The sequence below is a fragment of the Pelagibius litoralis genome (genome assembly GCF_011683915.1).
GTDB lineage: Bacteria > Pseudomonadota > Alphaproteobacteria > Kiloniellales > Kiloniellaceae > Pelagibius > Pelagibius litoralis.
Window position 1 is genome coordinate 1 of record NZ_JAAQPH010000025.1, and the last position, 25,949, is coordinate 25,949.

The following is a 25,949-nucleotide window of genomic DNA, read 5'->3' on the forward strand; positions in this document are numbered from 1 at the left end:
CCTCGTCCGCGCCAATCTCATGCACCGAAAGCGCATCGACCGCCTGATCCAGTCCGATCCAGAGCCTCCGATCAACCCCGATCAGATGGTCCTCCAGTGGGCCTAGTCTTAACCGGACACCAGTGGGACAAGCCCGAGCATGACGGCTGTGGGGATGCGGTGAGTAACGAGAGCTAGTCGGCGCGGTCGCGCAGGCGCACCCCGGCACCGCCACCATTCTCTTCAATGAAGACCACGCCGGCTGCTTCCAGGGCGGCTTGGATGGCCAGGAGGTTGTTCTTGAGAGGTTTGCGGGTGCCTGTTTCGAAATCAGCCAGAGTTCGCGGGGCTACCCCGGCTGCTTTTGCCAGCTTGTCGCGCGACATGTCGATCATTGCGCGTGCGCCTTTGCACTGGGCCGAAGTTATATAAAATACGCTCATGTTGCATTAAATACGTTTATATTAAAGAGGCATCATTGCATGATTCTAGCATAGTATTGATTGAATCTCACATGACAAACGGCGCGAGAAGGTGCTGAAACACCCGCCCGCGCCTGACCACAACCCGACTGTTAAGGAGTCAGGCCATGGCTAAGAACAGCCTTATCACGGATTCGCCTTCCCGAAACAATCAGGCCCCCGACAACAGTGCCCCCGAAGACATCACCGGCGACAACAGCGACCGGACAGGCCACCATCCGCCGAAGCCGCCGCTGATTACCGGCAGGCAGTGCCGCGCGGCGCGCGCCATGCTGCAATGGAGCCGCGAGGAACTCTCCGAACGCAGCGGCGTCCACTACATCACCCTCTGCAATTTCGAACTTGGCCACTGCACCCTGAAACCGGGAAGCGCCCGGCTGCTGCGCCTGACCTTCATCACATCCGGCGTGATGCTGATCGACGACGACAGCGGCGGCCCCGGCGTCTGCCTTGCCATGCCGGTCGGTTAGTGGGCCCGGAAGACCCCGCCGTTTTCCCGCTGACGCGGGATGCCCCCCTCACCCCGGCCCTCTCCCACGGCGGGGAGAGGGGGAAACAAATAGGGGCCGCTGTAATACCCTCTCCCCTTGCGGGAGAGGGAGGGGCCCGCGAAGCGGGAGGGTGAGGGGGGAAGCCTTTGGCCAGGGGCAACGAAATCCCCTCCCCCCTTGATGGGGGGAGGTTGGGAGGGGGGTGAGCCCCGGGCGCGATGATTCTCTCGGACACACCGCGCAGCAAGCAACCGGACAGCCGCGCGCCGGCTCAGGCCTTGCGGTAGAGGTAGTAGCGGCCCGCCCGGACCCCCGGCGGCAAAGCCAGGGGCTCGGCCCCGGACCAGCCGACATCCTGATCGGAGACCACGACGCCGCCGCTGGTAAGCAGCAAAGGCAGGCGCGCCGCCACAAATGCCGAGACCGCCGCATCGCAGTCGGCCCGCCCGCTGCCGAGATCCGCGTGGATCAAGGCGACCCGACCGCCAAAGCGCCCGGCCGCGGCCTCCAGGGTCTCTTCGATGCAGCCCTCGAACAAATGTTCCACATCCGGAACGCAATCCGGATGGGCGGCGACCTTGCGCTCAAAGACGAAAATCTCGCGCCCGGGGCAGGCCTCGCGCAGATGGTCGTAGGTGCGGCCATTGCCGAGGCCGAGTTCGAACACCGCCCCCGGCAGATCGCCCACCAGATCGACGGCGGCATCAAGGCAGGCGCGCTGCGCCTGAAGGCGGCGGATAAAGCTGTCGAGACGGCTCATAGTACCTGTGTTCTTGGGCTGTGGGGTACGGGCCCCTTTGCCGAGGGTCGGCAGGTCAGTCGATCAGGGATCAGCCCGCCGCCCGCGCCTCGCGCAGTTGATTGGTGGTCTGCTCCAGGCGATGGGCCAGCACGCGCATGACCTCGACCCCCATCTCGGGGAAATCCATGATCATCCGGAAAAACAGATCCTTGGTGATCTTCAATGTGGTGAGTTCGGTCGCCGCCTGCACCGTGGCGGTGCGCGGAATATCGCAGAGGATGGCGATCTCGCCGATAATCTCGTTATCCGAAAGCTGGGCGACCCGCATGGGGCCGTCAGCCGCGTTCACCAGGATGTCCGCCGTTCCCTCCAGCACGATGTAGGCGGCATCGCCCATCTCGCCCTGAGCGAAGAGCGTCTGGCCCGACTTATAGGTCAGCCGCTCGCTGGCAAAGGCCATCAGCTTCAGCTTGGCCGGTTCGATCTGCGAAAAGATCGGAATGCGCCGCAGGATCTCCACTTCTTGATCGATGCTCATGCCCCGCTTCCTCGCTCCTCTGCTGTCAGGCGCCCACTCCATGCGGGCGCCGATTATTGGCCGCTATTCCGCGGCAACCAGGTTCTTGAAGGTAGTGCCGCTCTGCGTCAGGTCCTGATAGCTGCCCTGTTCGACCAGCCGGCCATCGCCCATCACCAGGATGGTTTCAAAACGACTGGCCAGATCCGGCCGCTGCAGGGTCCAGACCACACCCCGGCCGCGGCGCATCTCCAGAATGTTGTCGATAAGACGTATCTGGCTCGCCCGGTCGAGAACCGAGGCCGCTTCGTTGACGATCAGAATATCCGGCTGCTTCAGCAAGGCCCGCCCGATCGCCAGCTTTTGCCGCTGTGCGGCCGAAAGCCGGCCGCCGCCGATCCCCACGTTGTAATCCAGGCCGACCTCGATGACGGTCTGATGCAGGCCGAGATCGTTCAGCACCTCCGACAGGGCTTCGCCGATCGTCTCCTCCGCCTTGGCCTGGCCATAGGCCAGACGCCCGAAGAGGATGTTGTCCTGCAGGGAGGCCGCGGCATTGTAGGCTTCGGCCCCGTAGAACTCCACGGCGCCCGGGCAGTCCCGCTCCAGTCGCTCCGCCAGGCGGCGGCGCGCATCCACCAGCCGCACCGCCATGGCGTCGTCGACCAGGCCGAGGCGATGGCGCGCCTCGACGTACTTGAAGGGCAGGCCCAGCAGAAGCTGGCGGGCCGCTTCGTCCAGCGCTTCCACGCCGGAATTGTCGACCCGGGTGACGATGGTGCGGAACTCCGGCAGGTCGTCGTCACTGATAAAGCTGAACTGCTCGAAGAAGGGATGGCCGGGCGGCAGGTCGGCAAAGATTTCGACCATGGTCTTGGCGATGGTCGAACCCATCGAGACGAAAGCTTCGGTCAGCCCGGCCTCGCGCAGAACCAGGTCGACCGTCGCGTTGGTGGCCAGCGCTTCGGATTCAAAATCGGCACGGCGCGGCGTGCCGAACAAAAGGTTCTCCGCCACACTGGCGTTGAGGTTGTAGTTGTCGGCTTCGAAGCGCACGACAAGATCTTCGTTCCCGCTGCTGGTCAGGCGTTCGACAATGGCGGCGCGGGCTTTCAGGATGCCGGCGGCGATTTCCGGTTTGCCGAGCGGATCGATGGTCCCGGTCAGACCGAAACGATAGGCATCGCTCTCAAGATCGACCGCCGCCAGAACCTCCATCAGACGCTCGGTCATTTCCTTTTCGTCGCCGGCGCCGGCAGCCTGATAGTCGATCCAGTCGGCCTGGATATCGAGCACCGGATTGCCCGCGCGCCGGCTCTCGGCAAGATCGGCGGCGGAGGTCGCGTGATCGGGATCGGCCTTGATCACCGGCTTGTGCTTCAGGCCATAAAGCAGGTTGCTGCGCAGCGATCCGGTGAAGTGATAGGCGTTCTGGCCGACATAGGAGAGGCGCCGCCCGGTCACCGAAGACGGCAGCTCGTCAATGTCCTTGCCGGCAATCCACAAATGGCCGGAAGAAGGCTCGATCAGGCCGGCCAGCAACAGGCTCAGCTGCTCCATGCCGCTGCCGCTCTGGCCGACGATGGCGATATGCTGGGTCGTCTCCGCGGTGAAGGACACGGAGCGCAGCAGCGGGATGTCGTTTTCGTCGAGCAGGGTCAGCGACGAGGCCGCGATCTGTCCGGTCAGCGGCGGACCTGGATCGTTGTCGGGCAACTGCTGCGCCGGGTCGATGAGGCTTGGCGGCTGGAACTGGTCGATCACCTGCTCGTATTTGATCTGCACGTCCAGGCGCTGCTGGTCCCAGTCGATCAGCTCTTTGATCGGCGAGGGCAGGTCCTTGTAGGCGGCGATCACCGCGACCAGCGCACCGATGTCCAGGTGGCCGTAAATCGCCAGCAGGCCGCCCCCGAGATAGAAGACAAAGGGGGTGAACTGGGCCAGCAGGTTGTTGAGGAATTTGACGAAGAACTTTCGCTGATAGATCTCGTAGCGGATCTTGAAGATGCGCCCGAGGCGTGAAGAGAGATCGGCGCGTTCGTAGTTCGACGTATCGTTGGCATGCACCTCGACGCCACCGTCGATAAGTTCGCCGATCCGCCCGGCCAGCATGCGCGCCGTCAATTGACGTTCGCGGCCCAGAACCAGAATGCGCTTGCGCAGCTTGGGGATCAGGAAAGCCTGGAACAGAACAATCGCGGCCGCCACAAGGCCCAGCCAGATCGACTGCACCAGGATGAACGTCAGGGCGGTCAGGGCCTGGCCGCCGAGAAACAGCGGGGTGGCGAAGGCGTCGCCGATGAAGCCGCCGAGCGGCTCCACCTCGTCCTTCACCATGGTCGCCATCTCGGAGGGCTTCACACGGCGCAGGTGGGGCAGCGGAAAGCGCAGTATGCGGTCACTCAGCTCGTAACGCAGCCGCCGCAGCAGGCGCTCGCCCATGCGGCCCTTGCGGGTGTTGATGACGAACTTGAACAGCCCGTTGACGAGGACCAGGCTGAGGAAGGAGAGGCTGAGGGCCAGGAGCATATTAGCCTGATCGAGCGACAGGCCCTCGAACAGCTGTATCGGCCGGCCAAACAGACTCTCGGCGAAAGGCAGGTCCAGACTGAAAAACCTCTGGGTCGCGCCCGGCCCGTCGAAGCCCTGCCCCTGGATCCCCTCATTGACGATCTGTTTAGGCAGGTTCAGCGAAAGGTAATAAAACGGCAGTGACAGGAGAACCAGGACCAGGATTACCAGTTGTTCCGCCCGGCTGTGATGCCACACATATCTGAAGATGTTTGGTTCCATACCCCTCACCGACCCGAACTAACCACTTGATCCAGCGGCCAGCTTTGGCGCTTCTCCTGGCGCAACTTAGCCCATGGCCCGCAGCGGGTAAACGCCCGCCCAAGGGCGCGCCGGCCCGCCACGATCACGCTTTCGTTGGCGTAACGACGATTTTCAGCGGGCTTCCTGCCGGGCCGGCGCTGTGTCATAGTCCGGCCCGCCAGATTGCACCAAGCCAGATTGCAACGAGGGAGAATGCGGCGTGCAGGAAAGCCGCAGGGGCAAGCGGGTCCTCATATACAGTCACGACAGTTTCGGCCTGGGCCATCTGCGCCGCTGCCGGGAAATCGCGCATACCCTGGCGGAGGCGCACAAGGCCCTGTCGGTGCTGATTCTTTCCGGCTCACCCATCATCGGTTCCTTCGATTTCCGCGCCCGCGTCGACTTCGTTCGGGTGCCGGGAGTGATCAAGCTGCGCAACGGCGACTACACCTCTCTGGCGCTGCATATCGATGTCGATCAGACCATGGCCATGCGCGAATCGATCATCGAACATACCGCCAAGGCCTTCGACCCGGACCTTTTCATCGTCGACAAGGAGCCGCTCGGCCTGCGCGGCGAGGTGGAGGGGACGCTCGCCATGCTGAAGGAACGCGGGACGCCCTGCGTGCTGGGCCTGCGCGACGTTATGGACGAGCCCGGCCTGCTGGCCCCGGAGTGGGAGCGCAAACAGGTGGTTCCGGCCCTGGCGCGCTACTACGACGACATCTGGGTCTACGGCCTGCCGCAGATCTGCGATCCGCTTGAGGGCATCGACCTGCCGGATTCAGTGCGCAAGAAGATGACCTACACCGGCTATCTGCGCCGCACCCTGCCGGAGGCCGCCGCGCAGCTGACCCTGGAGAAGATCCAGGACCCCTTCATCCTGGTCACCGTCGGCGGCGGCGGCGACGGCGAAGCGATCGTCGATTGGGTGCTGCGCGCCTACGAAAGCGACCCCGATCTGCCCAATCCCGCGCTGTTGATCCTGGGGCCTTTCATGAACAGCGAAGTACAGGCCGACCTGCAGGCCAGGGTGGCCAAACTGGACAAGGTGGAAGCCATCACCTTCGAGGCCCGCATCGAAAGCCTGGTGGATCAGGCTGCCGGGCTGGTCTGCATGGGCGGCTACAACACCTTCTGCGAGGTCCTGTCCTTCGACAAGCGCGCCCTGGTGGTCCCGCGCACCGAACCCCGGATGGAGCAGTACATCCGCGCCTCCCGCGCGCAGGACCTGGGACTGGTGCGCATGCTGCGCGACGACGGCACCCGCGATGCCCGCCTGATGGCAACGGCCCTGCGCAACCTGCCGCAGCAGCGCCGCCCCTCTGAGGTCGTGGTTCCCGGTCTGCTGGACGGGCCGCAAAACGTCGTGCGCCTGGCGGACCATTGGCTCGAACAGGGCGGCAAAGGCCTCAGCCTGGCCGACAGTGCCAAACAAGGGCAGGCGTGACACCGGCCGCCATGCAGGCTGTCCCGCACACCAGCACCCAGGCAAGTGTCGACAGCGCGGCACCGGGCCCCTCGCTCGCCGTGGTCCTGAAGGGCTACCCCCGCCTGTCGGAAACCTTTATCGCCCAGGAGCTTCTGGCCCTGCAGCGCCGTGGCTTTCGTCTGCGGCTGATATCGCTGCGCCATCCCACCGACGCGAAGCGCCACCCGGTGCACGACGAAATCACCGCGCCGGTGACCTACCTGCCGGAATATCTCTATCAGGAACCGTGGCGCGTGCTGCGCGCCTGGCGGCGGGCCCGCCATCTGCCCGGCTATCGCCGGGCCCGGCAGGTTTTCCTGAAAGACCTGTGGCGTGACCGCACGCCGAACCGTATCAGGCGCTTCGGCCAAGCCTGTGCGCTGGCAGCCGAGCTGCCCGACGACGTGGAGCGCCTCTACGCCCACTTTCTGCATACCCCTGCCTCGGTTGCCCGCTATGCGGCGGTAATGCGGGGACTGCCGTGGTGCGGTTCGGCCCATGCAAAGGACATCTGGACCCTGCCGGACTGGGAGAAGCGCGAAAAACTGGCGGAGGCCGACTGGCTGGTGACCTGCACCGCCTATGGGGCCGAGCACCTGCGCGCCCTGGCACCGGAGCCGCAGCGTGTCGGACTGGTCTATCACGGGTTGGACCTGTCGCGCTTTGCCGCCGCATCAGATTCAGGCGAGACCCCGGAGAACCGGGACGGCAGCGCGGAAACGGCACCGGTGCGCCTGCTCTCCGTCGGCCGGCTGGTCGAGAAAAAGGGTTACGACGACCTGCTGGCGGCGCTCGCGGCCCTGCCGGCCGGGCGGCATTGGCACCTGACCCACATCGGCGGCGGGCCGCTGGCCCAGCCGCTTCGCCAGCAGGCCGAGAAACTGGGCCTTGCCGGGCGAATCTCATGGCTCGGCCCCCAGGCCCAGCGCGAGATTCTGGCGCACTACCGCAAAGCCGACATCTTCGTCCTGGCCAGCCGGATCGCCAGAACCGGCGACCGGGACGGCCTGCCGAACGTCCTGATGGAGGCCCAAAGCCAGGGCCTGACCTGCCTGGCCACCGCCGCCGCCGCGATTCCGGAACTGATCGAAGATGGTATAACCGGCTGCCTGGTACCGCCCGGCGATCCGGAGACCCTGGCCCGGGCGCTGTCACTGTTGATGGCGTCACCGGACCTCAGGGCGCAGCTTGGCAGGGCCGGCGAGGTGCGCGTTCGAAGGGATTTTGATATGAACCGGGGGATTGATGCTTTAGACCGGTTGCTGAGATCGGGCCAAGCAAGCAAACTTGCCGAATTGTTGTAGGGTATTCTTGTTCTAGACTATGCGTATCGCCTTTTATGCTCCGCTAAAACCGCCGACCCATGCGACCCCTTCCGGGGACCGCCTGATGGCGCAGTTGCTGATGCAGGCCCTTGAGCAGGCGGGCCACGAAGTCACCCTGGCAAGCCGCTACCGCAGCCGCGAAGCGGTCGGCAAGGCGGATCGTCAGGCCCGTCTGCAGAAAGTCGGCCAACAGCTGGCGCAGCGCCTGATCCGGCACTATCAGGCGCTGCCTGCACGCCAGCGCCCCCAGCTCTGGTTCACCTATCATCTGTATTATAAGGCCCCGGACTGGATCGGCCCGGCCGTCGCCAAGGCCCTGAAGATCCCCTATGTCGTGGCCGAAGCCTCGGTCGCCCATAAACGCGCCAACGGTCCCTGGTCGGCCAGCCACCGCGCGGTCTTGCAGGCCCTGGACCAGGCCGCCGCGGTTATCGCCTTGAACCCGCTGGATGCCAAGCTGATCCCGGACCAGAACAAGGTCCGGTCACTGAAGCCGTTCCTGGATACCGCGCCCTACCAAGCCGTGCTGGCGCTGCGCGGCGACTACCGCAACGCCCTGGCGGCCGAGCAGCACCTGGATCCGGAAATGCCCTGGCTGTTGGCCGCCGCGATGACCAGACGGGGCGACAAGCTGGCGTCCTACCAGATCCTGGCGCAGGCGCTGCGGGCCATTCCCGATATGCCCTGGCAGCTGATTGTCGCCGGCGAGGGGGATGCCTACGAAGACGTGCGCCAGGCCTTTGCCTGGGCAATGCCGGAGCGGGTGCGGTTCCTGGGGCTGGTGCAGCCCGCAGTCATGCCTGCCCTCTATGCAGCCTGCGATCTGATGGTCTGGCCGGCGGTGAACGAAGCTTACGGGATGGCCTTGCTGGAGGCCCAGGCGGCCGGTCTTCCAGTGGTGGCCGGCCGCAATCCGGGCGTGGAAACCGTGGTTGCCGAGGGCGTTACCGGGTATCTCTGCGACCCCGGCCTCGCAACCTTTGCCGCCAGCGTGCGCGAGATCCTGACCCAGACCGCCAGCCGCAGCGCCATGGGTGAAGCGGCCCCCCGCATGGTAGCCGAGAATCACAGCCTGTTGGCCGCGGCGCGGCGCCTGAACAGCATCCTGGAAGAAGCGAGCCGCCGGTGACGGCGTTGCTGCTGATCCGGCACGGCCCGACAGCCTGGAACGAGGAGGGGCGCCTTCAGGGACGCAGCGACCAGCCGCTTTCGGCGCAGGGGCGCCGGGAGGTTCAGGGCTGGCGGGTTCCCGAAGCGGACAGCCGTGCCGCCTGGATCACCAGCCCCCTGATGCGGGCGCGCCAGACGGCGGAAATCCTGCACGGCACGGCGGTGGAGAGCGAAGACCGCCTCATAGAAACCGACTGGGGCGACTGGGAAGGCTGCAGGCTGGCCGAACTGCGCGCCACCCAGGGCGTCGCCATGGCCGAGAACGAGGCCCGCGGTCTGGACTTCCAACCGCCGGGCGGCGAAAGCCCGCGCGCGGTCCAGGCGCGGGTAAAACCGTTGCTGTCCGCACTCGCCCGCGATCGACAGGACACGGTGGCGGTGGCGCACAAGGGCGTGATCCGGGCCGTCTATGCCCTTGCCAGCCGCTGGGACATGCGCGAAAAGCCGCCTGTGAGGCTGGAACGGGCCTGCGCCCATCGCTTCGACCTGGCGCCTGACGGCGCGCCGCAGGTTGCTATGCTGAACATCCCGCTCAGCCCGGTATAGTGGCCGGGAATAGTGGCGGGGGATAACGGAAACAGGTCTTTGGCGGAACAGGTGACGACGGATCGCGGAAGCAAAGGGGCCCCGGGCAATTACGGTTGCGACGTGCTGTTCTACGTTCAGCACCTGCTGGGGATCGGTCATATCCGCCGCGCCGCGGTGCTGGCCCGCGCCTTTCAAAAGGCCGGACTGAAGGTCGTCTTCGTAACCGGCGGGCTGCCCATCGGCGATCTTGGCTTCGAGGAGGTCCAGGGCCTCGCGCCGATAGAGGTGGTCCAGTTGCCGCCCGCCCGCGCCCAGGACGAGACTTTCGCCGTGCTGGTCGACGAGAACGACCGGCCGGTCGACGACGCCTGGATGGCGAACCGCCGCGAGACGCTGCTGGCGGTCCATGAACGCTGCCGCCCAAGGGTGGTGATGATCGAACTCTACCCCTTTGGCCGCCGCAAGATGCGCTTCGAGTTGGAACCCCTGATTGCTGCGGCCCGGGAATCCGGGGCGCTGATCGCCTGTTCCCTGCGCGATATCGTCAACCGGCCGGAGAAGGCCGACAAGGCAGCCTGGATGCTGGAGACTTTCCGCCGCGGTTTCGATCTGCTTTACGTCCACGGCGATCCGGCCTTTTTCCAACTCGAAACCAGCTTTCCCGAAGCCGCCGCACTGTCCGAACGCCTGTACTACACCGGCTATGTCACCGAAGCGGGCCAGCGCCTGCCGCCGCCCCAGCCGGACGACACCGGCGCCGAAGACTTGAAGGCCGGCAAAGGCGAGGCCATCGTTTCCGTCGGCGGTGGCGCGGTCGGGCGTCATCTGGTCGAAGCGGCCCTGGCCGCCAGGGCCCTGTCGCCCCTCGCCGAGATCCCCTGGCGGGTGCTGATCGGCCCCAATATGCCCGAGGTGGATTTCCAGAAGATCGTCGCCGCAGCGCCGGCGGGCATCGCGGTGGAACGCGCACGCAGCGACTTCGCCTTGTTGCTGACCCGCGCCAGGCTTTCCATCAGCCAGGGCGGCTACAACACCCTTATGGAGGTTCTCGCCGCCGGGCTGCCCGGCGTGGTGGTGCCCTTCGCCGGCGGCACCGAGACCGAGCAGACCCTGCGTGCCGGCCGCCTGGCGGACCAGGGCTACCTGACCGTCGTCGACGAAGCAAACCTGAGCGGCGCCAGCCTGGCCGCGGGGATCGCCCGGGCGCTGGAGACCCGGCCGTTGGCGACAGCAAAGCCCTTTCGAATGGACGGGGCTGACGAAACCGCGCGCCATCTGATCGCACAACTGGCCGCACGGGACCAACCCCAGGAACTGGACGCATGAGCGACTGGCAAGCCCTGGAGCGCGAGTTGGACCGTTGGGACGCGGCAGGCCGCAGCGCCACCCTATGGTGGCGCGACGACGATGCCGGCGCGCGCTCCCCCGCCCTGGACCGCCTGCTTGGCCTGGCGGCCCGCCACGGCCAGCCGCTGGCGCTGGCGGTCATCCCCAACGAAGCGCAAGCCGGGCTTGAGACAGACCTCGCCAGGCCCGACAGTCCGGTGAGCGTGCTGCAGCACGGCTTCGCCCATCGCAACCACGCACCCGCCGGTGCCAAGAAGTGCGAGCTGATCGACCCGCAGACGCGCCCGGAGATCCTCGCTGAACTGCGCCAGGGCGGTGCCCGGCTGCAGGATTGCTTCGGCGCGCGGGCGCTGAGCGTTCTGGTGCCGCCGTGGAACCGTATCGACCCGGCCCTCTGCGCGCAGCTGCCGGGCCTCGGCATCACCGGCCTGTCCACCTACAAGGCACGGGACAGGGCCGTGCCCCTGCCGGGCCTGCAGCAGGTGAACTGCCACCTGGATATCATGCAATGGCGCCCCGAACGCCGCTTTCTCGGCGAAGCGGCGGCGCTCGATCTGCTGGCCGGCCATCTGAAGGCGCGGCGCGAAGGTACCGCCGACCCGGCGGAGCCCAGCGGCATCCTGTCCCACCACGCCGCCCATGACGACGACGCCTGGGATTTCCTCGACCGGCTGCTCGATTGCCTGGGCCGCCACCGGGCGGCGCGCCTGCTGTCCGCCGCCGAAACTTTCGCGCCGGCCAAGCTTGGAACCACGGCAGGAAAGGTCGCATGATCGTCCTGCGCTACCCGCCACGCGCCCTGATGGGGGACTACCTGCGCTCCGGCGCCGGGCTGCTGGTCGGTTTCGGGGTGCTCGCCGCGGTCCCGCCAAACCTGCCGGTGCTGGTCATCTTCGGCGGCATTGCCTTGCTGTTCAGCATCTTCGGCATCCGGACCCTGCGCCGCCACAAGCTGGAGGTCGCCTTGACCGACAACGAGATCGCCTGCCGCGGCTTTGGCACCAAGGTATTGCCCTGGGCGGAACTGGAAGTCATGAAGCTGCGCTATTTCGGCGCCCGCAAGGGAAAACGCGGCATCTTCGGCAGCGGATTCATGGAACTGACGCTGAAAGGCGCCGGCACGGCCGTTACTTTCGAATCGAGCCTGGACGGCTTTGAAAAGCTCGCCGCGGCAGCGCTGCGTTCATACAAGGAGAGAGGCCTGGAGATCGATCCGGCAACGGCCAGTAATCTGATCGAACTGGGCATCGACAGCGGGACAACGGAGCCGGGGTGTGATTCCCCGCCAAACATCCTATAACGCTGCTTCATCAGACAGGGAAAGCCGGCCGGGAATGCCGACCGGGAGCAGCAGCAGGGAGACGGGGACAAGAGGGTGCGGAACCTACTGCACATAAGGGATCTGCGGATCAGCTTCAATCTGCCGGAGGGGCGCCTGGAGGCGGTCCGCGGCGTCAGCTTCCGCGTGCCGGCCGGCCGGACCGTCGCCCTGGTCGGCGAGTCCGGCTCCGGCAAGTCCGTCGTCAGCCAGGCGATCATGGGCATCCTGCCGCGCAGTGCGTCGATCGACAGCGGCCGTATCCTGCTGAACGATCCGGCGACATCCAGCCAGGTCATCGATATTGCCAGTCTGCACCCCGACAGCCAGGCGATGCGCGACATCAGAGGCAGCCGTATCTCGATCATTTTCCAGGAGCCGATGACCTCTCTGTCGCCGGTCCACTCGGTGGGCAACCAGATCTGCGAGGCCCTGCATCTGCACCGCAAGGTCAGCACCGCGGAAGGCCTGTCCCTGGCGACCGAGATGCTGCGCCTGGTCGGTTTCCCCGACCCGGCCAAGGCGATCAACACCTATCCCTTTGAGCTTTCCGGCGGGCTGCGCCAGCGCGCCATGATCGCCATGGCCCTGGTCTGCCGCCCGGCGCTGCTGATCGCCGACGAGCCGACAACCGCACTGGACGTGACCATCCAGGCGCAGATCCTGAAGCTGATCAAGGACCTGCAGTCCGAGCTCGGCATGGCGGTGCTGATGATCACCCATGACCTGGGGGTGGTGGCCAACGTGGCCGACGAGGTGGTGGTCATGTACCACGGCGAGATCATGGAAAGCGGCACCCTGGACGATATCTTCAAAGCCCCCGCCCATCCCTATCTTTCTGCCCTTCTGCGCGCGGTGCCGCGCTTTCATATGAAGCCCGGCGAGCGGCTGGTGCCGATCCGCGAGATCAAGAAGCGGGCCGACGGCGCCTTCCTGGCCCAGAAAGCCGAACAGGCGGTAAGCGCCGATCCCACGATCCTTAAGGTCGAGGGTGTCACCAAGAAGTTCACGATCCGCAAGTCCGGTCTTTTCGGCGGCGGCAAGGAGAGCGCGGTCCTGGCGGTCGACGATGTCAACCTGACGGTCGAGCGCGGCGAATGCCTGGGCCTGGTGGGGGAGAGCGGCTGCGGCAAGACCACCCTGTCGAAGATGATCATGCGGGCGCTCACCCCGGACAGCGGCAGCATCACCTTTACCGGCGGGCGCCCCGGCGACAGCGAGACCGACGTGCTGGCGCTGCATGACAAGGCGCTGATGAACTTTCGCACACAGATCCAGTTTGTTTTCCAGGACCCCTTCTCCTCTCTCAACCCGCGCATGACCGTCGGCGAGATCATCGCCGAACCGCTGGTCATTCACGGCATCGGCGACGCCGCCGACCGGCGCAAGGTGGTCGAGGAACTGATGGGCGTGGTCGGCCTCAACCGGCAGCATATCCGCCGCTATCCCCACAGCTTCTCAGGCGGTCAGCGCCAGCGCATCGGTATCGCCCGCGCCCTGGCGCTGCGGCCCCAGCTGCTGATCTGCGACGAACCGGTCTCGGCCCTGGACGTCTCGATCCAGGCGCAGGTCCTGAACCTGCTGAAAGACCTTAAGAAAGACCTCGGCCTCACCTATATCTTTATCAGTCATAACCTGGCGGTGGTCGACTACATCGCCGACCGCATCGCGGTGATGTGCCAGGGGCGGCTGGTCGAACTGGCACCGCGCGAGAGCCTGTTCCGCGCACCGGCGCATCCCTATACCAAGGCCCTGCTCTCCGCAGTGCCCGAACCCAATCCCAACCAGCGCCTCGACCTGACGGCGCTGATGCAGGGCCGCGCCTCCGACCCCACGGCCTGGCCGGCGCCTTTTGGCATCGACGGCGAGCATGCCATGACGATGGTCGATCTGGGCGGCGGTCACCAGGTGCGCGCCCGCGCCGACGCAGCGCCGGAGCTGCTGCTCTGCCGCCCGCAGCCGGTTCTGCAGACAAGCACGAAGGTCTAGGTCGGATGCTCAGCTACTTCGTCCGCCGCCTGCTGGTGATGATCCCGACCTTGCTGGTGATCAGCCTGGTGGTCTTCTTCATCATCCAGCTGCCGCCCGGCGACTTCCTGGAAACCCACATCGCCGAGTTGATCGCCCAGGGCGAGACCGTCGATTCCGCCCGCATCGCATTCCTGCGTGAGCAATACGGCCTCGACAAGCCGATGATCGAACAGTACTGGGTCTGGCTGTTCGGCCTGCTGCAGGGCGACCTCGGCTACTCCTTCGAGTTCGAGCTGCCGGTGGGGGAAGTCATCGGCAACCGCTTCTGGTTCACCGTTCTGCTGGCCGTCGCCACGACGATCTTTACCTATATCATCTCCTTTCCCATCGGCATCTACTCGGCCGTCAAGCAGTACTCCATGAGCGATTATACGGTGACCTTGATCGGCTACTTCGGTCTCGCCATGCCGAACTTTCTCTTCGCCCTGGTGCTGCTCCACTACGCCAATATCTGGTTCGGCCTTTCCATCGGCGGCCTGATGGACCCGCGCTACATCGACGCGCCCTGGACCCTGGACAAGGTGATCTCGGTCATCAACCATCTGTGGATTCCGATGCTCGTCATCGGCACCTCGGGCACCGCCGCGATGATCCGCCGCCTGCGCGCCAACATGCTGGACGAACTGCAGAGGCAGTACGTGGTGACGGCCAGGGCCAAGGGGCTGTCGTCAACGAAGATCATTCTGAAGTACCCGCTGCGCATGGCCCTCAACCCCTTCATTGCCGATATCGGCATGCTGCTGCCGCAGATCGTCTCCGGCGCCGCGCTGGTTTCCGTCGTCATGGACCTGCCGACCAACGGGCCGCTGCTGCTGCGCGCGCTGCAAAGCCAGGACATGTTCCTGGCCGGCGCCTTTTTGATGTTCGAGGCGACCCTTGTGGTGATCGGCGTCTTCCTCTCCGATGTGCTGCTGGCCATGCTCGACCCACGCATCCGCCTGGGGGGGGCTTCGTCCAAATGAGCGACCACAATCCGCGCCCCGGCGACCCGCTGCAGCACTACGTCAACAAGGCGCCCTTCGACCCCTATCGCGCCGATACCCTGACGCCGGAGCAGGAACGCTACTACCAGGCATCCGAATGGAAGATCATGTGGTGGAAGTTCCGCCGCCATAAGCTTGCCGTCTGGTCCGGTGCCTTCCTGCTGATGATGTACTTCGCAATTGCGATCTGCGAATTCCTGACGCCCTACAACCTGCACAGCCGCGACACCACCCACATCTACGCACCGCCCCAGGGCCTGCACCTGTTCCACGAGGGCACCTTCGTCGGGCCTTTCGTCTACGGTTACGATTTCAGACTGAACATGGAAACCCTGGCGCGCGAGTACGTGCCCAATCCCGACAAGATACAGAAGGTCCGTTTCTTCTGTTCCGGCGACCCCTACGAGTTCTGGGGCGCAATCCCCGGCGACGTCCATCTTTTCTGTGCGGCCGAAGGCGGCACCCTTTATCTATTCGGCACCGACCGGCTGGGCCGCGACATGTTCAGCCGCATTATTTACGGCGCGCGGATTTCGCTGACCCTGGCCTTCATCGCCGTCGCCATTTCCTTCGTGCTGGGCGTCATCATCGGCGGCGCCGCCGGCTACTACGGCGGCATGGTCGACGCCGTCGTGCTGCGGATCATCGAGCTGATCCGGTCCTTCCCGGAACTGCCGCTGTTCATGACGCTCTCGGCACTGCTGCCGGTAACCTGGAGCCCGATCGGAGTCTTCGTCGGTATCTCGGTGATCATCGGGTTTCTCGACTGGCCCGGCCTGGCGCGTGCCGTCAGGGCCAAGATCCTCTCCCTGCGCGAGGAGGATTTCACCACCGCGGCGCAGCTCATGGGGGCCTCGCCAAGCCGCATCATCGGCCGTCACCTGCTGCCCAGTTTCACCAGCCACCTGATCGCCTCTCTCTCGCTGTCGGTGCCGACCGCGATCCTGGGTGAAACGGCACTGTCGTTCCTGGGGATCGGCCTGCGGCCGCCGGTGACCTCCTGGGGCGTTCTGCTCAACGAAGCGCAGAACCTCAATGCGGTCGAACTCTATCCCTGGCTGCTGTTGCCGGTGGTGCCGCTGTTCCTGGTGGTGCTGGCTTTCAACTTCCTGGGCGACGGCCTGCGCGACGCGGCGGACCCTTACAGATAACGGAAGCCAAACGGATGCTTTCTGGAGCAGATCCCGGCCGGATGGAATCGCCGGAGGCGATCCATCGACCGGGTGAATCTGCTCTAACTGTTCGATGGCGATCGGATTCACATGTTTTGGCGCAACCACGAAGTGGTTCCGTCAAAACATGATCCGATCTAAGGCGCGATGACGACCAGTCCCATGCTGTCTTTGATGCCGCCGACCGGAACCGCCTCCAGCAGTTTCTTCTGGCTGCGCGGCTGATAGCCCTGAGCCAGGGCCCGGTCATAGGATTCGCGGTCGCAGATCGCGCGCACGCCGAGATCCTTGTTGTGCTTCTCCAGCTTCGCCGAGAGGTTCACCGCATCGCCGATGACGGTGTACTCCAGACGGCTTTCGTCGCCGACCGCCCCGAACAGAATGGTGCCGGCCGCGACGGCACCGTTGACCGAGGGACAACTGCGGTCTTCGGCTTTGCAGTCCTCCTGCCAGGCCGCGGCGATGGACATCGCTTCCTCAAGCGCGCGCAGGGCATCGGCGGCGTAGGTCTCCGAAGGCTCCGCGGCACCGAAAGTTGCCATGATGCCGTCGCCGAGAAACTTGTCGATGGAACCGCCGTGGCGCTGAATCGCCGGAACCATCCGCTGCTGATATTCCGACAGCAGGCTCATCACCTGGTCAGGCGGCGCCTCGCCGGCCAGGCGGGTGAAGCCGCGCATGTCGAGATTGAGGATCGCGGCCTGGCGCAGCTCCCCGGTTCCGGCACGGATCTGGTCCTCGGAGCCTTTGATGCGTTTGGCGATTTCCGGCGCGAAGAAGCGCGACAGCTCGGTGGCTGCCGCCTGCTCGGAGACCGAGCGGACCAGAAGGTTCTTGGCGCGGTAGATGGCAAAGGCGATCAGGCCGGTGACCATGAGGATCGAGATGATCTTGTCGAACTCGGCCCCCAGCAGCACCGAATTCGATGTCATGTAGGCGACGTAGTCGCGGGTGATCATGGTGTCGAAGGGGTCATAGTAAATCACGTAGACGATCATCAGACCCCAACCGATGGCCGCGACAACACCGGCCAGCAGAACAAAGCGGGCATCGAAACGCAGCGCCCTGAGAGCGATGAAGATGAAGACATAAAGCAGGGTCGGCGCCTTCAGATAAAACGACGCCGGCTGCATGTACTGGATGTGAAAGCTCCAGATCAGCACCATCAGCAGCGTCATGTCGAAGAAGACGGAAACCGCCAGCGACCAGTCCGGAAGACGCCCAAGGTGGGACCAGATCACGCGGATCACGGTGAGCACCAGATAAACCGACAGCGCCCAGGGCACCGGGGCAATATCGACCTGCGGTTTGGGCGACAGGAGATAGAGCGTGCCGAAGGTGATGACGATGCACAGCTGGATCCAGGAGATCAGCCGCTCGGTCGCATTCTCCTGTTCGCGGACAGCCGCCTTCACCCGCTCGGGCAGGCCGGCTTCCGGGTCTTTGCGCCACCAACTCATCATGGCCATTTCCTAACCGGATCGACCGGGATCAAAGCCCAGGGAGAAGTCGACGACCACATCATCCGTTCCCAGCACTTGATTGTTTCATTTTGAACGAAGATGAAGTGTGAACCGGATCCCATCTCAAAAGACCGGGGAGAGAGGTATATTCCTGGATCACTCCAGCCTTTGCCATTCTAGGCGATGATGCGGCGTGAACCGCATCGCAACGCATAACTTCTGCGTGACCGGCGGCAAACTGGCCGGCGGTCGCCCTGGTCATTGCAGGACCCTGTTTTGCGATCCCGGGTCTCGCGATACTGGCGCGCCGGCGGTCTTGCGTATCCAGAGCGCCGTTTCCCAGGCGCCCTCGGGCAGCGGCAGCGCCGCCAGGGGGCCGGCGGCCAGACGATCGGTCATTCGGGTGGCCGCATAGTGGCTGGCAAAAAGAACTTCCCAGCCACCGGAGGTAAGCAGCGGAAGCAGCGCCTGCTGTTCGTTGTAGCCGCGCCAATGCCAGGCCCCGGGATAGTCGTCGGGCAGAAAGATATCGTGGACCTGGACAATGACGCCCGCCGGCAGCAACGGCAGGACGCGGCCGAACAGGAAGTCGACATCGCTGCCCGGCACCAGGATGTGACTGGAATCGATCATCAGAAAATCACCGGCCTGAAGATCGGTAAAAGCAGCCAGCGGCGTGGCCTGAACGACCGAGCGCCGAAGGGTCACCGGCAGCGTTGCAAGATCGGCCCGCGGCGCCGGGTCGATCGCCAGGATCTCGCTTTCCAGGCCCGCGTCGCGAACTGCCTGGGCGACGAAACGGGTCGAATGGCCGCAACCGACTTCCACAATACGGCGCGGAGCGAAATGTCGGATCATGGTATAGGCGGCGGCAGCATCCAGGCGCGGATACCAGACCTGGTTCCAACGCGGGCCCGGCGCGCAGGCCTGGCCGAGGGCCAGAAGCGCGGCCGCCCAGCCCTCCATCTCCGCAAGAAAATCGGCAAAGGCGCCTTCGCGATCCTTCATAAGGCACTCAAGCGCATCATAGCTGCGCCGACGGTCCTCAGGCAGGATCTGCGCAGCGTAGCGATAGGGAATGAAGAATCCGCGCTCGGCGATGCCCAGCAGGGTGAGAAGGCCGAACCAAGTGTGACGCAGGCGTCCGCGCGACCAGACGGCGCCCCGCTGGGTCGCGGTCATGGCCGCAGGACCATGCCTTCCTGGGCGACGATGGTACCGGGACGTCGCTTGTCTGCCTCTTCGGCCACGCGGTCCATAAAGTCGTCCTCGTGGCCGGGGTCGTGATGGAAGATCACCAGCTTTCCGACATCCGCCTGCTCGCAGAGCCGGACCCCCTCCTGCCAGGTGGAGTGGCCCCAGTTGCGGTACTTGGGAAATTCCTCGTCGGTATAGGTGCTGTCGTAGATGACCAGATCGGCGCCCTGGATGAGCTCCAGAATGTGCCGGTCCGGCTTGCCTTCCACATGCTCGGTGTCGGTCACGTAGCAGATCGCGTGACCGCCGTAATCCACCCGGTAGCCGGTGGCGCCGTTGGGGTGGTTCAGCGGCGCGGTGATCAGGCGCACGCCGGGCTTCGGCTCCAGCACGTCGCCGGCGGTGAAATCGTGGAACGAAACGTTGGCGGCGAAGATCTTCGGCGGCACCGGAAACAGCGGGGCGTTCATGAACTGAACCAGCACGTCGTGCAGGGTCAGGTCGGGAATCAGATGTCCGGCCCAGAGGCGGATCCGGTTGCGCTTGTCGAACAGCGGCGCAAAGAAGGGAAGGCCCACGATATGATCATGGTGGGTGTGGGTCAGGAAGATGTCCGCCTCCAGCGGCGTATCCGCCATCAGTTCCTGGCCCAGCGGCCGCAACCCCGTTCCCGCGTCGAAGATCAGCAGCTTCTCGCCGCAGCGTACCTCCAGGCAGGAGGTGTTTCCGCCGTAACGCAGGTGGCTTTCGCCGGGACAGGAAATCGATCCCCGAGTGCCCCAGAAACGAACAAAAAAATCGCTACCGTTCTGCAAAATGCCAATATCCCTTCGGTCCGGCAGCCACTTAATAGGGCCCGCAGATCGGGCGGACGAACAAATGCTTTGCCGAGAATTGGTTCACTCTAGCGAATAGGAGCGGTGCGCCCCAATGAAAATTGCCCAAAAAACGGCAGTCTGTGGTGGCGGCGCTTGATCGAGCGGACAGACAGCCGCTATGCGGTCATCGGCCTGGGGCTGGCATTGCTGGTTTTTGCCGCCTTCTCACAGTTCAAGCTGCCGGTGGTCCTGCCCCTGCTGCTCGACCGCTACGCCTATGACCCGGTTCTGGCCGGCGGCTTCATGTCGGTCTACGCGGCGCTGGGCATCGGCTTGTCGATCTGGATCGGCCGGCGCGCCGAGGGTGGCGGCCCCTTGCCCCTGGTTCTCCTCGCCCTGCCGCTGATGGCCGCCGGCACCCTGATAAGCCTGAGCGCGCCCCAGTCGGGAATGACGATGCTGCTGGGCCGCGGCCTCGAGGGAGCGGCCTTTGCCATCCTTGCGGTTGCCGGCGCCACTCTGGCCACCAGCGCTGCGGCGCCGCGGCACCGCGCCCTGGTGATCGGCCTGGTCGCTGCCTGGATGCCCGCCGGGCAACTGCTCGCCGCGCTGCTGGCGCCGCTGGCGCTTGCGGCGGGCGACTGGTCCCTGCTGTGGCAGGCCAGCATTGCCCTGGCAGCCCTGCTGACGGTCTGGAGCTGGGCCGTGAAGCGGCAGGCGGCAAAAGAGCGAAAGCAGGAAAACGACCGGTCACCAGGGAAGACTACCGCGACGCCGCAGCCGTGGAGCGCGGCCCAGCGGCGCGGCCTGCTGCTGACCGCCGCCGTCTTCATGCTGTGGTCGGGCCAATACCTGGCCTATATGACCTGGCTGCCCGAGTACCTGGTTGAAGCGTTGGGCATACCGGTGGAAACCGCGCTTTGGATCTATCTGGTTCCGGTGGTCTTCGTCGCCCTCTTCAACGTCGCGACCGGCTTTATGCTGCGCAGCGGCATCGCGGTGGAGCGGCTGCTGCTCGGCGCGGTCGTCGTACAGGCGCTGCTGTGGTGGCTGCTGCCGGTCAGCAGCAGCGGCATTCCGGGCCTGCTGTCGCTGGTGGTCTATGGCGTAACCGCCGGGATCGTCCCGACCTGCCTCTTTGCGCTGCCGACGGTGCTGACGGTCGGCCCCGGGCAGACCGCGCGCGCTTTCGGCGCCATCATGACCGGGCGGAACCTGGGGGTTCTCATGGGCCCGCTGCTGCTGGCCCAGGTGGTCAAGTGGTCCAGCGACTGGATCGCCAGCAGCCTGGTTTTCGGCCTTCTGACAACCGGTGCAGCGGCCCTTGCCGCGCTGTTGATCCTGATCGCCCCCAGGGTGCGCGGCGAGTTGATCGCCGCCGCCGAAGGCACCGAACGGGTTTACGGAACCGGCCGCTAGCCGCCGGGGTCGCTCACCCGTATCTCCGCTGCGATACCGGTGGCTTTCGCCGGGACACGAAATTGACCCGCAGGGGCTGCGGGAACGAACAAAAAAATCACTGCCGTTCTGCAACTCTTCCGATATCCCCCCGGTCCAGCAGATACTTAAGGTCGCCCGCCGATCAGGCGGACTGACAATTGTTTTGCCGAGATTCGGTTCACGCCAGCGGACAGGAACGGCACCCTCATGAAAATCACCCCAGGAATCGCACGACAAGACGGCAAGGCTTGACCCAGCGGACAGACAGCCGCTACGCGGTCATCTGCCTCGGGCTCGCATTGCTGGTTTTTGCCGCCTTCTCGCAATACAAGCTGCCGGTGGTGCTGCCCCTGCTGCTCGACCGCTACGCCTATGATCCGGTTCTGGCCGGCGGCTTCATGTCGGTCCATGCATCGCTTGGCATCGCGCTGTCGATCTGGATCGGCCGCCGGGTCGAAGACAGCGGGCCGCTGAAACCGATCCTCTTCGCACTGCCGCTGATGGCCGCCGGCACCCTGGTCAGCCTGTCAGCCCCGCAGTCGGGGATGACGATGCTGTTGGGCCGCGGCCTCGAAGGGGCAGCCTTCGCCGTCCTCGCAATTGCCGGTGCGGCGCTGACCACCAGCGCGGCGGCGCCACGACACCGCGCCCTGGTGATCGGCTTGATAGCGGCCTGGATACCGGTCGGACAATTGTTCGCCGCCCTGCTGGCGCCCCTGGCGCTGGCCGGGGGCGACTGGTCTCTGCTTTGGCAGGGAAGCATCGCCCTGGCGGCTCTGTTGACGCTCTGGACCTGGGCGATAAAACGGCGCACGCCATCCGGGTCGGCTGCACAGAACGCGCAGCAGGCAAAATCGGCGCAGCCGTGGAGCGCCGCGCAGAGATACAGCCTGCTGCTGACCGCCGCCGTCTTCATGCTGTGGGCCGGTCAGTATCTGGCCTACATGACCTGGTTGCCGGAATACCTGATGGAGACCCTGGGGATGCCGGTGAAAACCGCGCTCTGGTTCTATCTCGTCCCGGTGATCTTCGTCGCCCTGTTCAACGTGGCAACCGGGTTCACCCTGCGCAGCGGCCTGCGCCCGGAATGCCTGCTCCTGGGGGCGGTTATCCTGCAAGCCGCGTTGTGGTGGCTGCAGCCGTTCACCGGGGGCGGCTTTCCCGGCCTGCTTTCACTGGTGATCTACGGCATCGCGGCCGGCATTGTGCCGACCTGCCTGTTTGCCCTGCCGACCGTGCTGACGACCGGTCCGGGACAGACCGCCCGCGCCTTCGGCGGCATCATGACCGGGCGGAATCTGGGTGTCCTGATGGGCCCGCTGTTACTGGCGCAGTTGGTGAAGTGGTTCGGCAGCTGGATGGCAAGCAGCCTGATCTTCGGTCTTCTGACAACGCTCGCAGCGGCCTTTGCCGCCTTGCTGGTGTTCGCCGCGCCCAGAGTGCGCCGGGAGTTGCTGATACCGGCCGGCGGCGGCAAGGCGGCAGGGGTTTAGGGAACCAGCCGGTAGCCGCCGGGCTCGGTGACCAGGATCTCCGCCACCGAGGGATCGTTCTCGATTTTCTGGCGCAGGCGGTAAACGTGGGTTTCCAGGGTGTGGGTCGTGACCCCGGCGTTGTAGCCCCAGACCTCGCCCAACAGCTTGTCGCGGCCGACGACCATATCGCCGCTGCGGTAGAGATACTTCAGGATCGAGGTTTCTTTTTCCGTCAGCCGCACCTTCTTTTTCGACTCGCCATGGGTGAGCAGCTTGGCGCTGGGCCGGAAGGTGTAGGGACCGATGGTGAAAACCGCGTCTTCGCTTTGCTCGTGCTGACGCAGCTGGGCGCGCATGCGCGCCAGAAGAACCCCCAGCCGGAACGGTTTGGTGACGTAGTCGTTGGCGCCGGCATCGAGCGCCAGGATGGTGTCGGCATCGGATTCAGCCGCCGTCAACATGATGATCGGCGACTTCACCCCGCCGCGGCGCATGAGACGGCAGACCTCTCGCCCGTCCATATCGGGCAGGCCGACATCCAGGAGAATCAGGTCGTAGTAGTCCGCTTTCGCCTTTTCCAACCCGGAAGCTGCGGTTTCCGCCTCCGCGGTATCGAATTCCTCGTGCAAGCGCAGCTGTTCGCTAAGCGATTGACGAAGCGCCGAATCATCATCGACGAGCAGTATCTTTTTGCCGCTGGCGCCGCTCATACCCGACATCTATCTCCTAAATCCACTCGGACCCCCTGTAAATTGTGAGATAGCACCGCTGCAGCCGCGGTTCAAGAAAGCTGCCCTGCCACCATCTGCTGCATCGCAACACAAAGCGGGTGCCCGGCATCGCCCAGTGCATCGACAGCGGAGAAATGATGAAGGTCCGGAAGCGGAATGTCATGGAGTTTGAGGCCCCGCTCTTCCCAGGCCGCGGCATATTCCGCATGCTGACAGCGGAATTCGTCGGTTTCTTCGCTGCCGACCGCGAGAATAAGCGGCGGCGCCTGCGGCGGCAGCCGGTGAAGCGGGCTCCAGCCGGCAGCCTCGGCCTCGGACATCGCCAGGATCTCGTTATGAAAGCTCAGGCGCACGGCCTCCAGGTCGTAAACGCCGGAGATCGAGCAGCCACCGGCCAGCAGGCGTGCCGGCAGATCGGGCTCCATGCCCGGCCAGTCGGTGGAAAGCGCCATGGCCGCCAGATGCCCGCCAGCGGAGTGCCCGGCCACATAGATCCGCTGCGGATCGATGCCATAGTCGGCCGCGTGACGGTAAAGCCAGATCAGGGCCTGGCGGATCTGATCGATCATGGCGCCGATGGCGGTACCCGGCGCCAGGCCGTAGTTCAGGCTGGCATAAGCCGTACCCCGGTCGAGGAAAGTCGGCGCCAGGTAGCTGTAATCGCTTTTGTCGAGCGCTTTCCAGTAACCGCCGTGAATGAAGGCCAGCAGGGGCGCCGATGAAGATCCCTCGGCCGGGAAGAGGTCGAGGGTTTCCAGTGCCGCTGTCCCATAGGACAGATCCAGATGGGCCGTCAGGCGGGCCCGGACCGCTGCGGATTCCCGTGCCCAGCGTTCAAAGAAAACCGGATGATCCGGCCAGCGGTCCCGAAGGTTGAGCTGTTTGTCGAGCGCCGCCTGGTCATAGTGCCGAAAGATCGCAGCCGCTTTCTGGTTTGCGGTACCGGCTTCCACCTGAACTGCCATGTTTTCCTTATTGTCCCTGCTTACCGGGCCACTTCGGCCACACTGCCCCGGCGGTCTGGTCCCGCCAGGCCCGAAACACTGGTCAATCGCCGTTCCGCCCCTTATCTCTAACTAGGCCGGCTGCGACGTTGCACCAGCGTGACATGGCTTGGCCGCAGCCGTAAAGTGACCATTGATGATGCAAGAACCCGAAAAATATCAGAAATCGGCCGATGCCACCGTTTTGCAGGCGGTCGAACGCGCCCTCGCCGAGCTGCGCCGGGGCGCCACGATTGTGCTGCATGACTGGTCCGGCCAGGGCGCCTTGGTGCAGGCCGCCGAACAGGTCAGCACAGAGGGCCTGGCGGGCCTGGGCGCGCTGACCGGCAAAGACGCCATGCTGTTGCTCACGGCGCGCCGGGCGCAGGCGCTGGGCATGGCGGAGGCCGACGGCCTGATCGCCAGCGGCGGCGTGCTTGCCCTGGCCCTGGACGACCGCGAAGCCGAGCGGATCCGCGCCCTGGCCGACCCGACAGCCGCAAAGGCCGGCAGCGGCCGGGAACGGCGCGTAGTGACGGCACCGCCGGGCCTGGACGTGGCCGCCGTCGAGCTGACCAAGCTGGCACGCCTGCTGCCGGCGGCTCTTCTGGCGCCCCTGCCGGGCGCGCCGGTACAAAGCCCGCTGGCCTGGGCCGATGCCCATGATCTGCTGGCCGTAACGGCCGCCAACGTTGCCGAATACAGTTTTGCGTCCGCCCGGTCCCTGGCACCGGTCGCCGATGCGATGGTGCCGCTGGCCGAGGCCGAGCAGGCCCGCATTGTCGCCTTCCGCCCGGATGACGGCGGCACCGAGCATCTGGCCATCATCATCGGTGAGCCCGATCCGGAAGCGCCGCTGCTGTTGCGCCTGCATTCAGAATGCTTCACCGGCGATCTGCTGTCCTCGCTGCGCTGCGATTGCGGCGAGCAGCTGCGCGGCGCGATCAAGGCCATGGCCGACGCCGGTTCGGGCATCCTGCTCTACCTCACCCAGGAGGGACGGGGCATCGGGCTGGTCAACAAGCTGCGCGCCTACACCCTGCAGGACCTCGGCTCCGACACCCTGGATGCCAATGAACAGCTGGGCTTCGACGCCGACGAGCGGGTCTATCTGCCTGCCGCCCAGATGCTGCACCAACTGGGCTTCCGCAAGGTACGCCTGATGACCAACAACCCGCAGAAGGTCGCGGCCCTGAGCCGCTTCGGCATTGCGGTGGAGGAGCGGGTCGAGCACAGCTTCCCCTCGAACGGCCACAACGCCTTTTACCTGGCGACCAAGGCGGAGCGTTTCGGCCACCTTTTCTAGGTCAGCCGGCCTTAACACGCCACGGCAGAACCGTAGACCGAGCGCCGCAACCCGGCAAAACCGCCGGGTTGCGGGCTTTTTTGGCAGGCAGAACTTGCCGCCAGAACGCCTCTATCCTCCCAAGCCTGCCGGTAACCAATTGATTTTCCTTCACTTCATGTTCTGG

The 25,949-nt window shown here is 65.1% G+C and carries 23 protein-coding genes; 14 read left to right on the top strand and 9 right to left on the bottom strand.

What is annotated here, in order from left to right:
- Positions 1-173: 173 nt before the first annotated feature.
- Positions 174-374, bottom strand: a complete 201-nt coding sequence (locus HBA54_RS24000; RefSeq protein ID WP_205944885.1) for a helix-turn-helix domain-containing protein — start codon at positions 372-374, stop codon at positions 174-176.
- Between the two features lie 194 nt (positions 375-568).
- Between HBA54_RS24000 and HBA54_RS24005 the strand changes: the two genes are divergently transcribed.
- Positions 569-931 carry a helix-turn-helix domain-containing protein gene (locus HBA54_RS24005; RefSeq protein ID WP_167229560.1) on the top strand — a complete coding sequence of 121 codons (363 nt, stop codon included), beginning with the start codon at positions 569-571 and terminating at the stop codon, positions 929-931.
- Positions 932-1,223: 292 nt separating this feature from the next.
- Here the strand turns inward: HBA54_RS24005 and HBA54_RS24010 are convergent, their stop codons facing one another.
- The 3 genes from HBA54_RS24010 to HBA54_RS24020 form a co-directional block, all read right to left on the bottom strand.
- A complete protein-coding gene (locus HBA54_RS24010) occupies positions 1,224-1,712 on the bottom strand; it encodes a class I SAM-dependent methyltransferase (protein WP_167229563.1) in 489 nt (162 codons plus the stop codon).
- A gap of 70 nt (positions 1,713-1,782) precedes the next feature.
- Positions 1,783-2,232: a cyclic nucleotide-binding domain-containing protein gene (locus HBA54_RS24015; protein ID WP_167229566.1), complete on the bottom strand. Its 450-nt coding sequence runs from the start codon at positions 2,230-2,232 to the stop codon at positions 1,783-1,785.
- A gap of 63 nt (positions 2,233-2,295) precedes the next feature.
- Complete coding sequence (locus HBA54_RS24020) at positions 2,296-5,004, bottom strand: ATP-binding cassette domain-containing protein (RefSeq protein ID WP_167229569.1); 2,709 nt, start codon at positions 5,002-5,004, stop codon at positions 2,296-2,298.
- A gap of 241 nt (positions 5,005-5,245) precedes the next feature.
- On the opposite strand from HBA54_RS24020, the gene HBA54_RS24025 reads away from it, so the two are divergent.
- The 10 genes from HBA54_RS24025 (at position 5,246) to HBA54_RS24070 (ending at position 16,349) form a co-directional block, all read left to right on the top strand.
- Positions 5,246-6,475: a glycosyltransferase family protein gene (locus HBA54_RS24025; protein WP_322096107.1), complete on the top strand. Its 1,230-nt coding sequence runs from the start codon at positions 5,246-5,248 to the stop codon at positions 6,473-6,475.
- Between the two features lie 11 nt (positions 6,476-6,486).
- Positions 6,487-7,800 carry a glycosyltransferase gene (locus HBA54_RS24030; RefSeq protein ID WP_167229572.1) on the top strand — a complete coding sequence of 438 codons (1,314 nt, stop codon included), beginning with the start codon at positions 6,487-6,489 and terminating at the stop codon, positions 7,798-7,800.
- An 85-nt stretch (positions 7,801-7,885) separates the two neighbouring features.
- The gene (locus HBA54_RS24035; protein WP_240932875.1) at positions 7,886-8,950 is read left to right on the top strand and encodes a glycosyltransferase family 4 protein; all 1,065 of its coding nucleotides are present in this window, start codon (positions 7,886-7,888) and stop codon (positions 8,948-8,950) included.
- Positions 8,947-9,537 (top strand): histidine phosphatase family protein, encoded by a 591-nt coding sequence (locus HBA54_RS24040; protein WP_167229578.1) that lies wholly within the window; start codon positions 8,947-8,949, stop codon positions 9,535-9,537. Before HBA54_RS24035 ends, HBA54_RS24040 begins: the two co-directional genes overlap by 4 nt.
- A gap of 51 nt (positions 9,538-9,588) precedes the next feature.
- Positions 9,589-10,845, top strand: a complete 1,257-nt coding sequence (locus HBA54_RS29780) for a glycosyltransferase family protein (RefSeq protein ID WP_167229580.1) — start codon at positions 9,589-9,591, stop codon at positions 10,843-10,845.
- Positions 10,842-11,639: a polysaccharide deacetylase family protein gene (locus HBA54_RS24050; RefSeq protein ID WP_167229583.1), complete on the top strand. Its 798-nt coding sequence runs from the start codon at positions 10,842-10,844 to the stop codon at positions 11,637-11,639. The genes HBA54_RS29780 and HBA54_RS24050 overlap by 4 nt, the downstream gene beginning before the upstream one ends.
- Entirely contained in the window at positions 11,636-12,166 is a 531-nt protein-coding gene (locus tag HBA54_RS24055; RefSeq protein WP_167229586.1) for a hypothetical protein, read from the top strand. The genes HBA54_RS24050 and HBA54_RS24055 overlap by 4 nt, the downstream gene beginning before the upstream one ends.
- Positions 12,167-12,241: 75 nt before the next feature.
- Positions 12,242-14,173 carry an ABC transporter ATP-binding protein gene (locus HBA54_RS24060; protein WP_167229590.1) on the top strand — a complete coding sequence of 644 codons (1,932 nt, stop codon included), beginning with the start codon at positions 12,242-12,244 and terminating at the stop codon, positions 14,171-14,173.
- A 5-nt stretch (positions 14,174-14,178) separates the two neighbouring features.
- Positions 14,179-15,177, top strand: a complete 999-nt coding sequence (locus tag HBA54_RS24065) for an ABC transporter permease (protein WP_167229593.1) — start codon at positions 14,179-14,181, stop codon at positions 15,175-15,177.
- A complete protein-coding gene (locus HBA54_RS24070) occupies positions 15,174-16,349 on the top strand; it encodes an ABC transporter permease (RefSeq protein ID WP_167229596.1) in 1,176 nt (391 codons plus the stop codon). Before HBA54_RS24065 ends, HBA54_RS24070 begins: the two co-directional genes overlap by 4 nt.
- 158 nt (positions 16,350-16,507) lie before the next feature.
- Here HBA54_RS24070 and HBA54_RS24075 read toward each other — a convergent pair whose 3' ends face one another.
- The 3 genes from HBA54_RS24075 to HBA54_RS24085 form a co-directional block, all read right to left on the bottom strand.
- Complete coding sequence (locus tag HBA54_RS24075; RefSeq protein WP_240932876.1) at positions 16,508-17,833, bottom strand: adenylate/guanylate cyclase domain-containing protein; 1,326 nt, start codon at positions 17,831-17,833, stop codon at positions 16,508-16,510.
- A gap of 258 nt (positions 17,834-18,091) precedes the next feature.
- Positions 18,092-19,015 carry a class I SAM-dependent methyltransferase gene (locus tag HBA54_RS24080; RefSeq protein WP_167229599.1) on the bottom strand — a complete coding sequence of 308 codons (924 nt, stop codon included), beginning with the start codon at positions 19,013-19,015 and terminating at the stop codon, positions 18,092-18,094.
- On the bottom strand, positions 19,012-19,845 hold the full coding sequence (locus tag HBA54_RS24085; RefSeq protein ID WP_167229602.1) for an MBL fold metallo-hydrolase: 834 nt from the start codon (positions 19,843-19,845) through the stop codon (positions 19,012-19,014). The genes HBA54_RS24080 and HBA54_RS24085 overlap by 4 nt, the downstream gene beginning before the upstream one ends.
- Positions 19,846-20,001: 156 nt before the next feature.
- On the opposite strand from HBA54_RS24085, the gene HBA54_RS24090 reads away from it, so the two are divergent.
- Together HBA54_RS24090 and HBA54_RS24095 are read left to right on the top strand one after the other, a co-directional pair.
- On the top strand, positions 20,002-21,267 hold the full coding sequence (locus HBA54_RS24090; RefSeq protein ID WP_167229605.1) for an MFS transporter: 1,266 nt from the start codon (positions 20,002-20,004) through the stop codon (positions 21,265-21,267).
- A gap of 269 nt (positions 21,268-21,536) precedes the next feature.
- Positions 21,537-22,781, top strand: coding sequence for an MFS transporter (locus HBA54_RS24095; protein WP_167229608.1), 1,245 nt, complete (start codon positions 21,537-21,539; stop codon positions 22,779-22,781).
- On the opposite strand, the gene HBA54_RS24100 is transcribed toward HBA54_RS24095, so the two are convergent.
- On the bottom strand, positions 22,778-23,473 hold the full coding sequence (locus HBA54_RS24100; protein ID WP_167229834.1) for a response regulator transcription factor: 696 nt from the start codon (positions 23,471-23,473) through the stop codon (positions 22,778-22,780). The genes HBA54_RS24095 and HBA54_RS24100 overlap by 4 nt on opposite strands.
- A 71-nt stretch (positions 23,474-23,544) precedes the next feature.
- Positions 23,545-24,459 (bottom strand): alpha/beta hydrolase, encoded by a 915-nt coding sequence (locus HBA54_RS24105; RefSeq protein ID WP_167229611.1) that lies wholly within the window; start codon positions 24,457-24,459, stop codon positions 23,545-23,547.
- A gap of 175 nt (positions 24,460-24,634) precedes the next feature.
- On the opposite strand from HBA54_RS24105, the gene ribA reads away from it, so the two are divergent.
- Complete coding sequence (gene ribA, locus HBA54_RS24110) at positions 24,635-25,783, top strand: GTP cyclohydrolase II (RefSeq protein ID WP_167229614.1); 1,149 nt, start codon at positions 24,635-24,637, stop codon at positions 25,781-25,783.
- Positions 25,784-25,949: the final 166 nt, after the last annotated feature.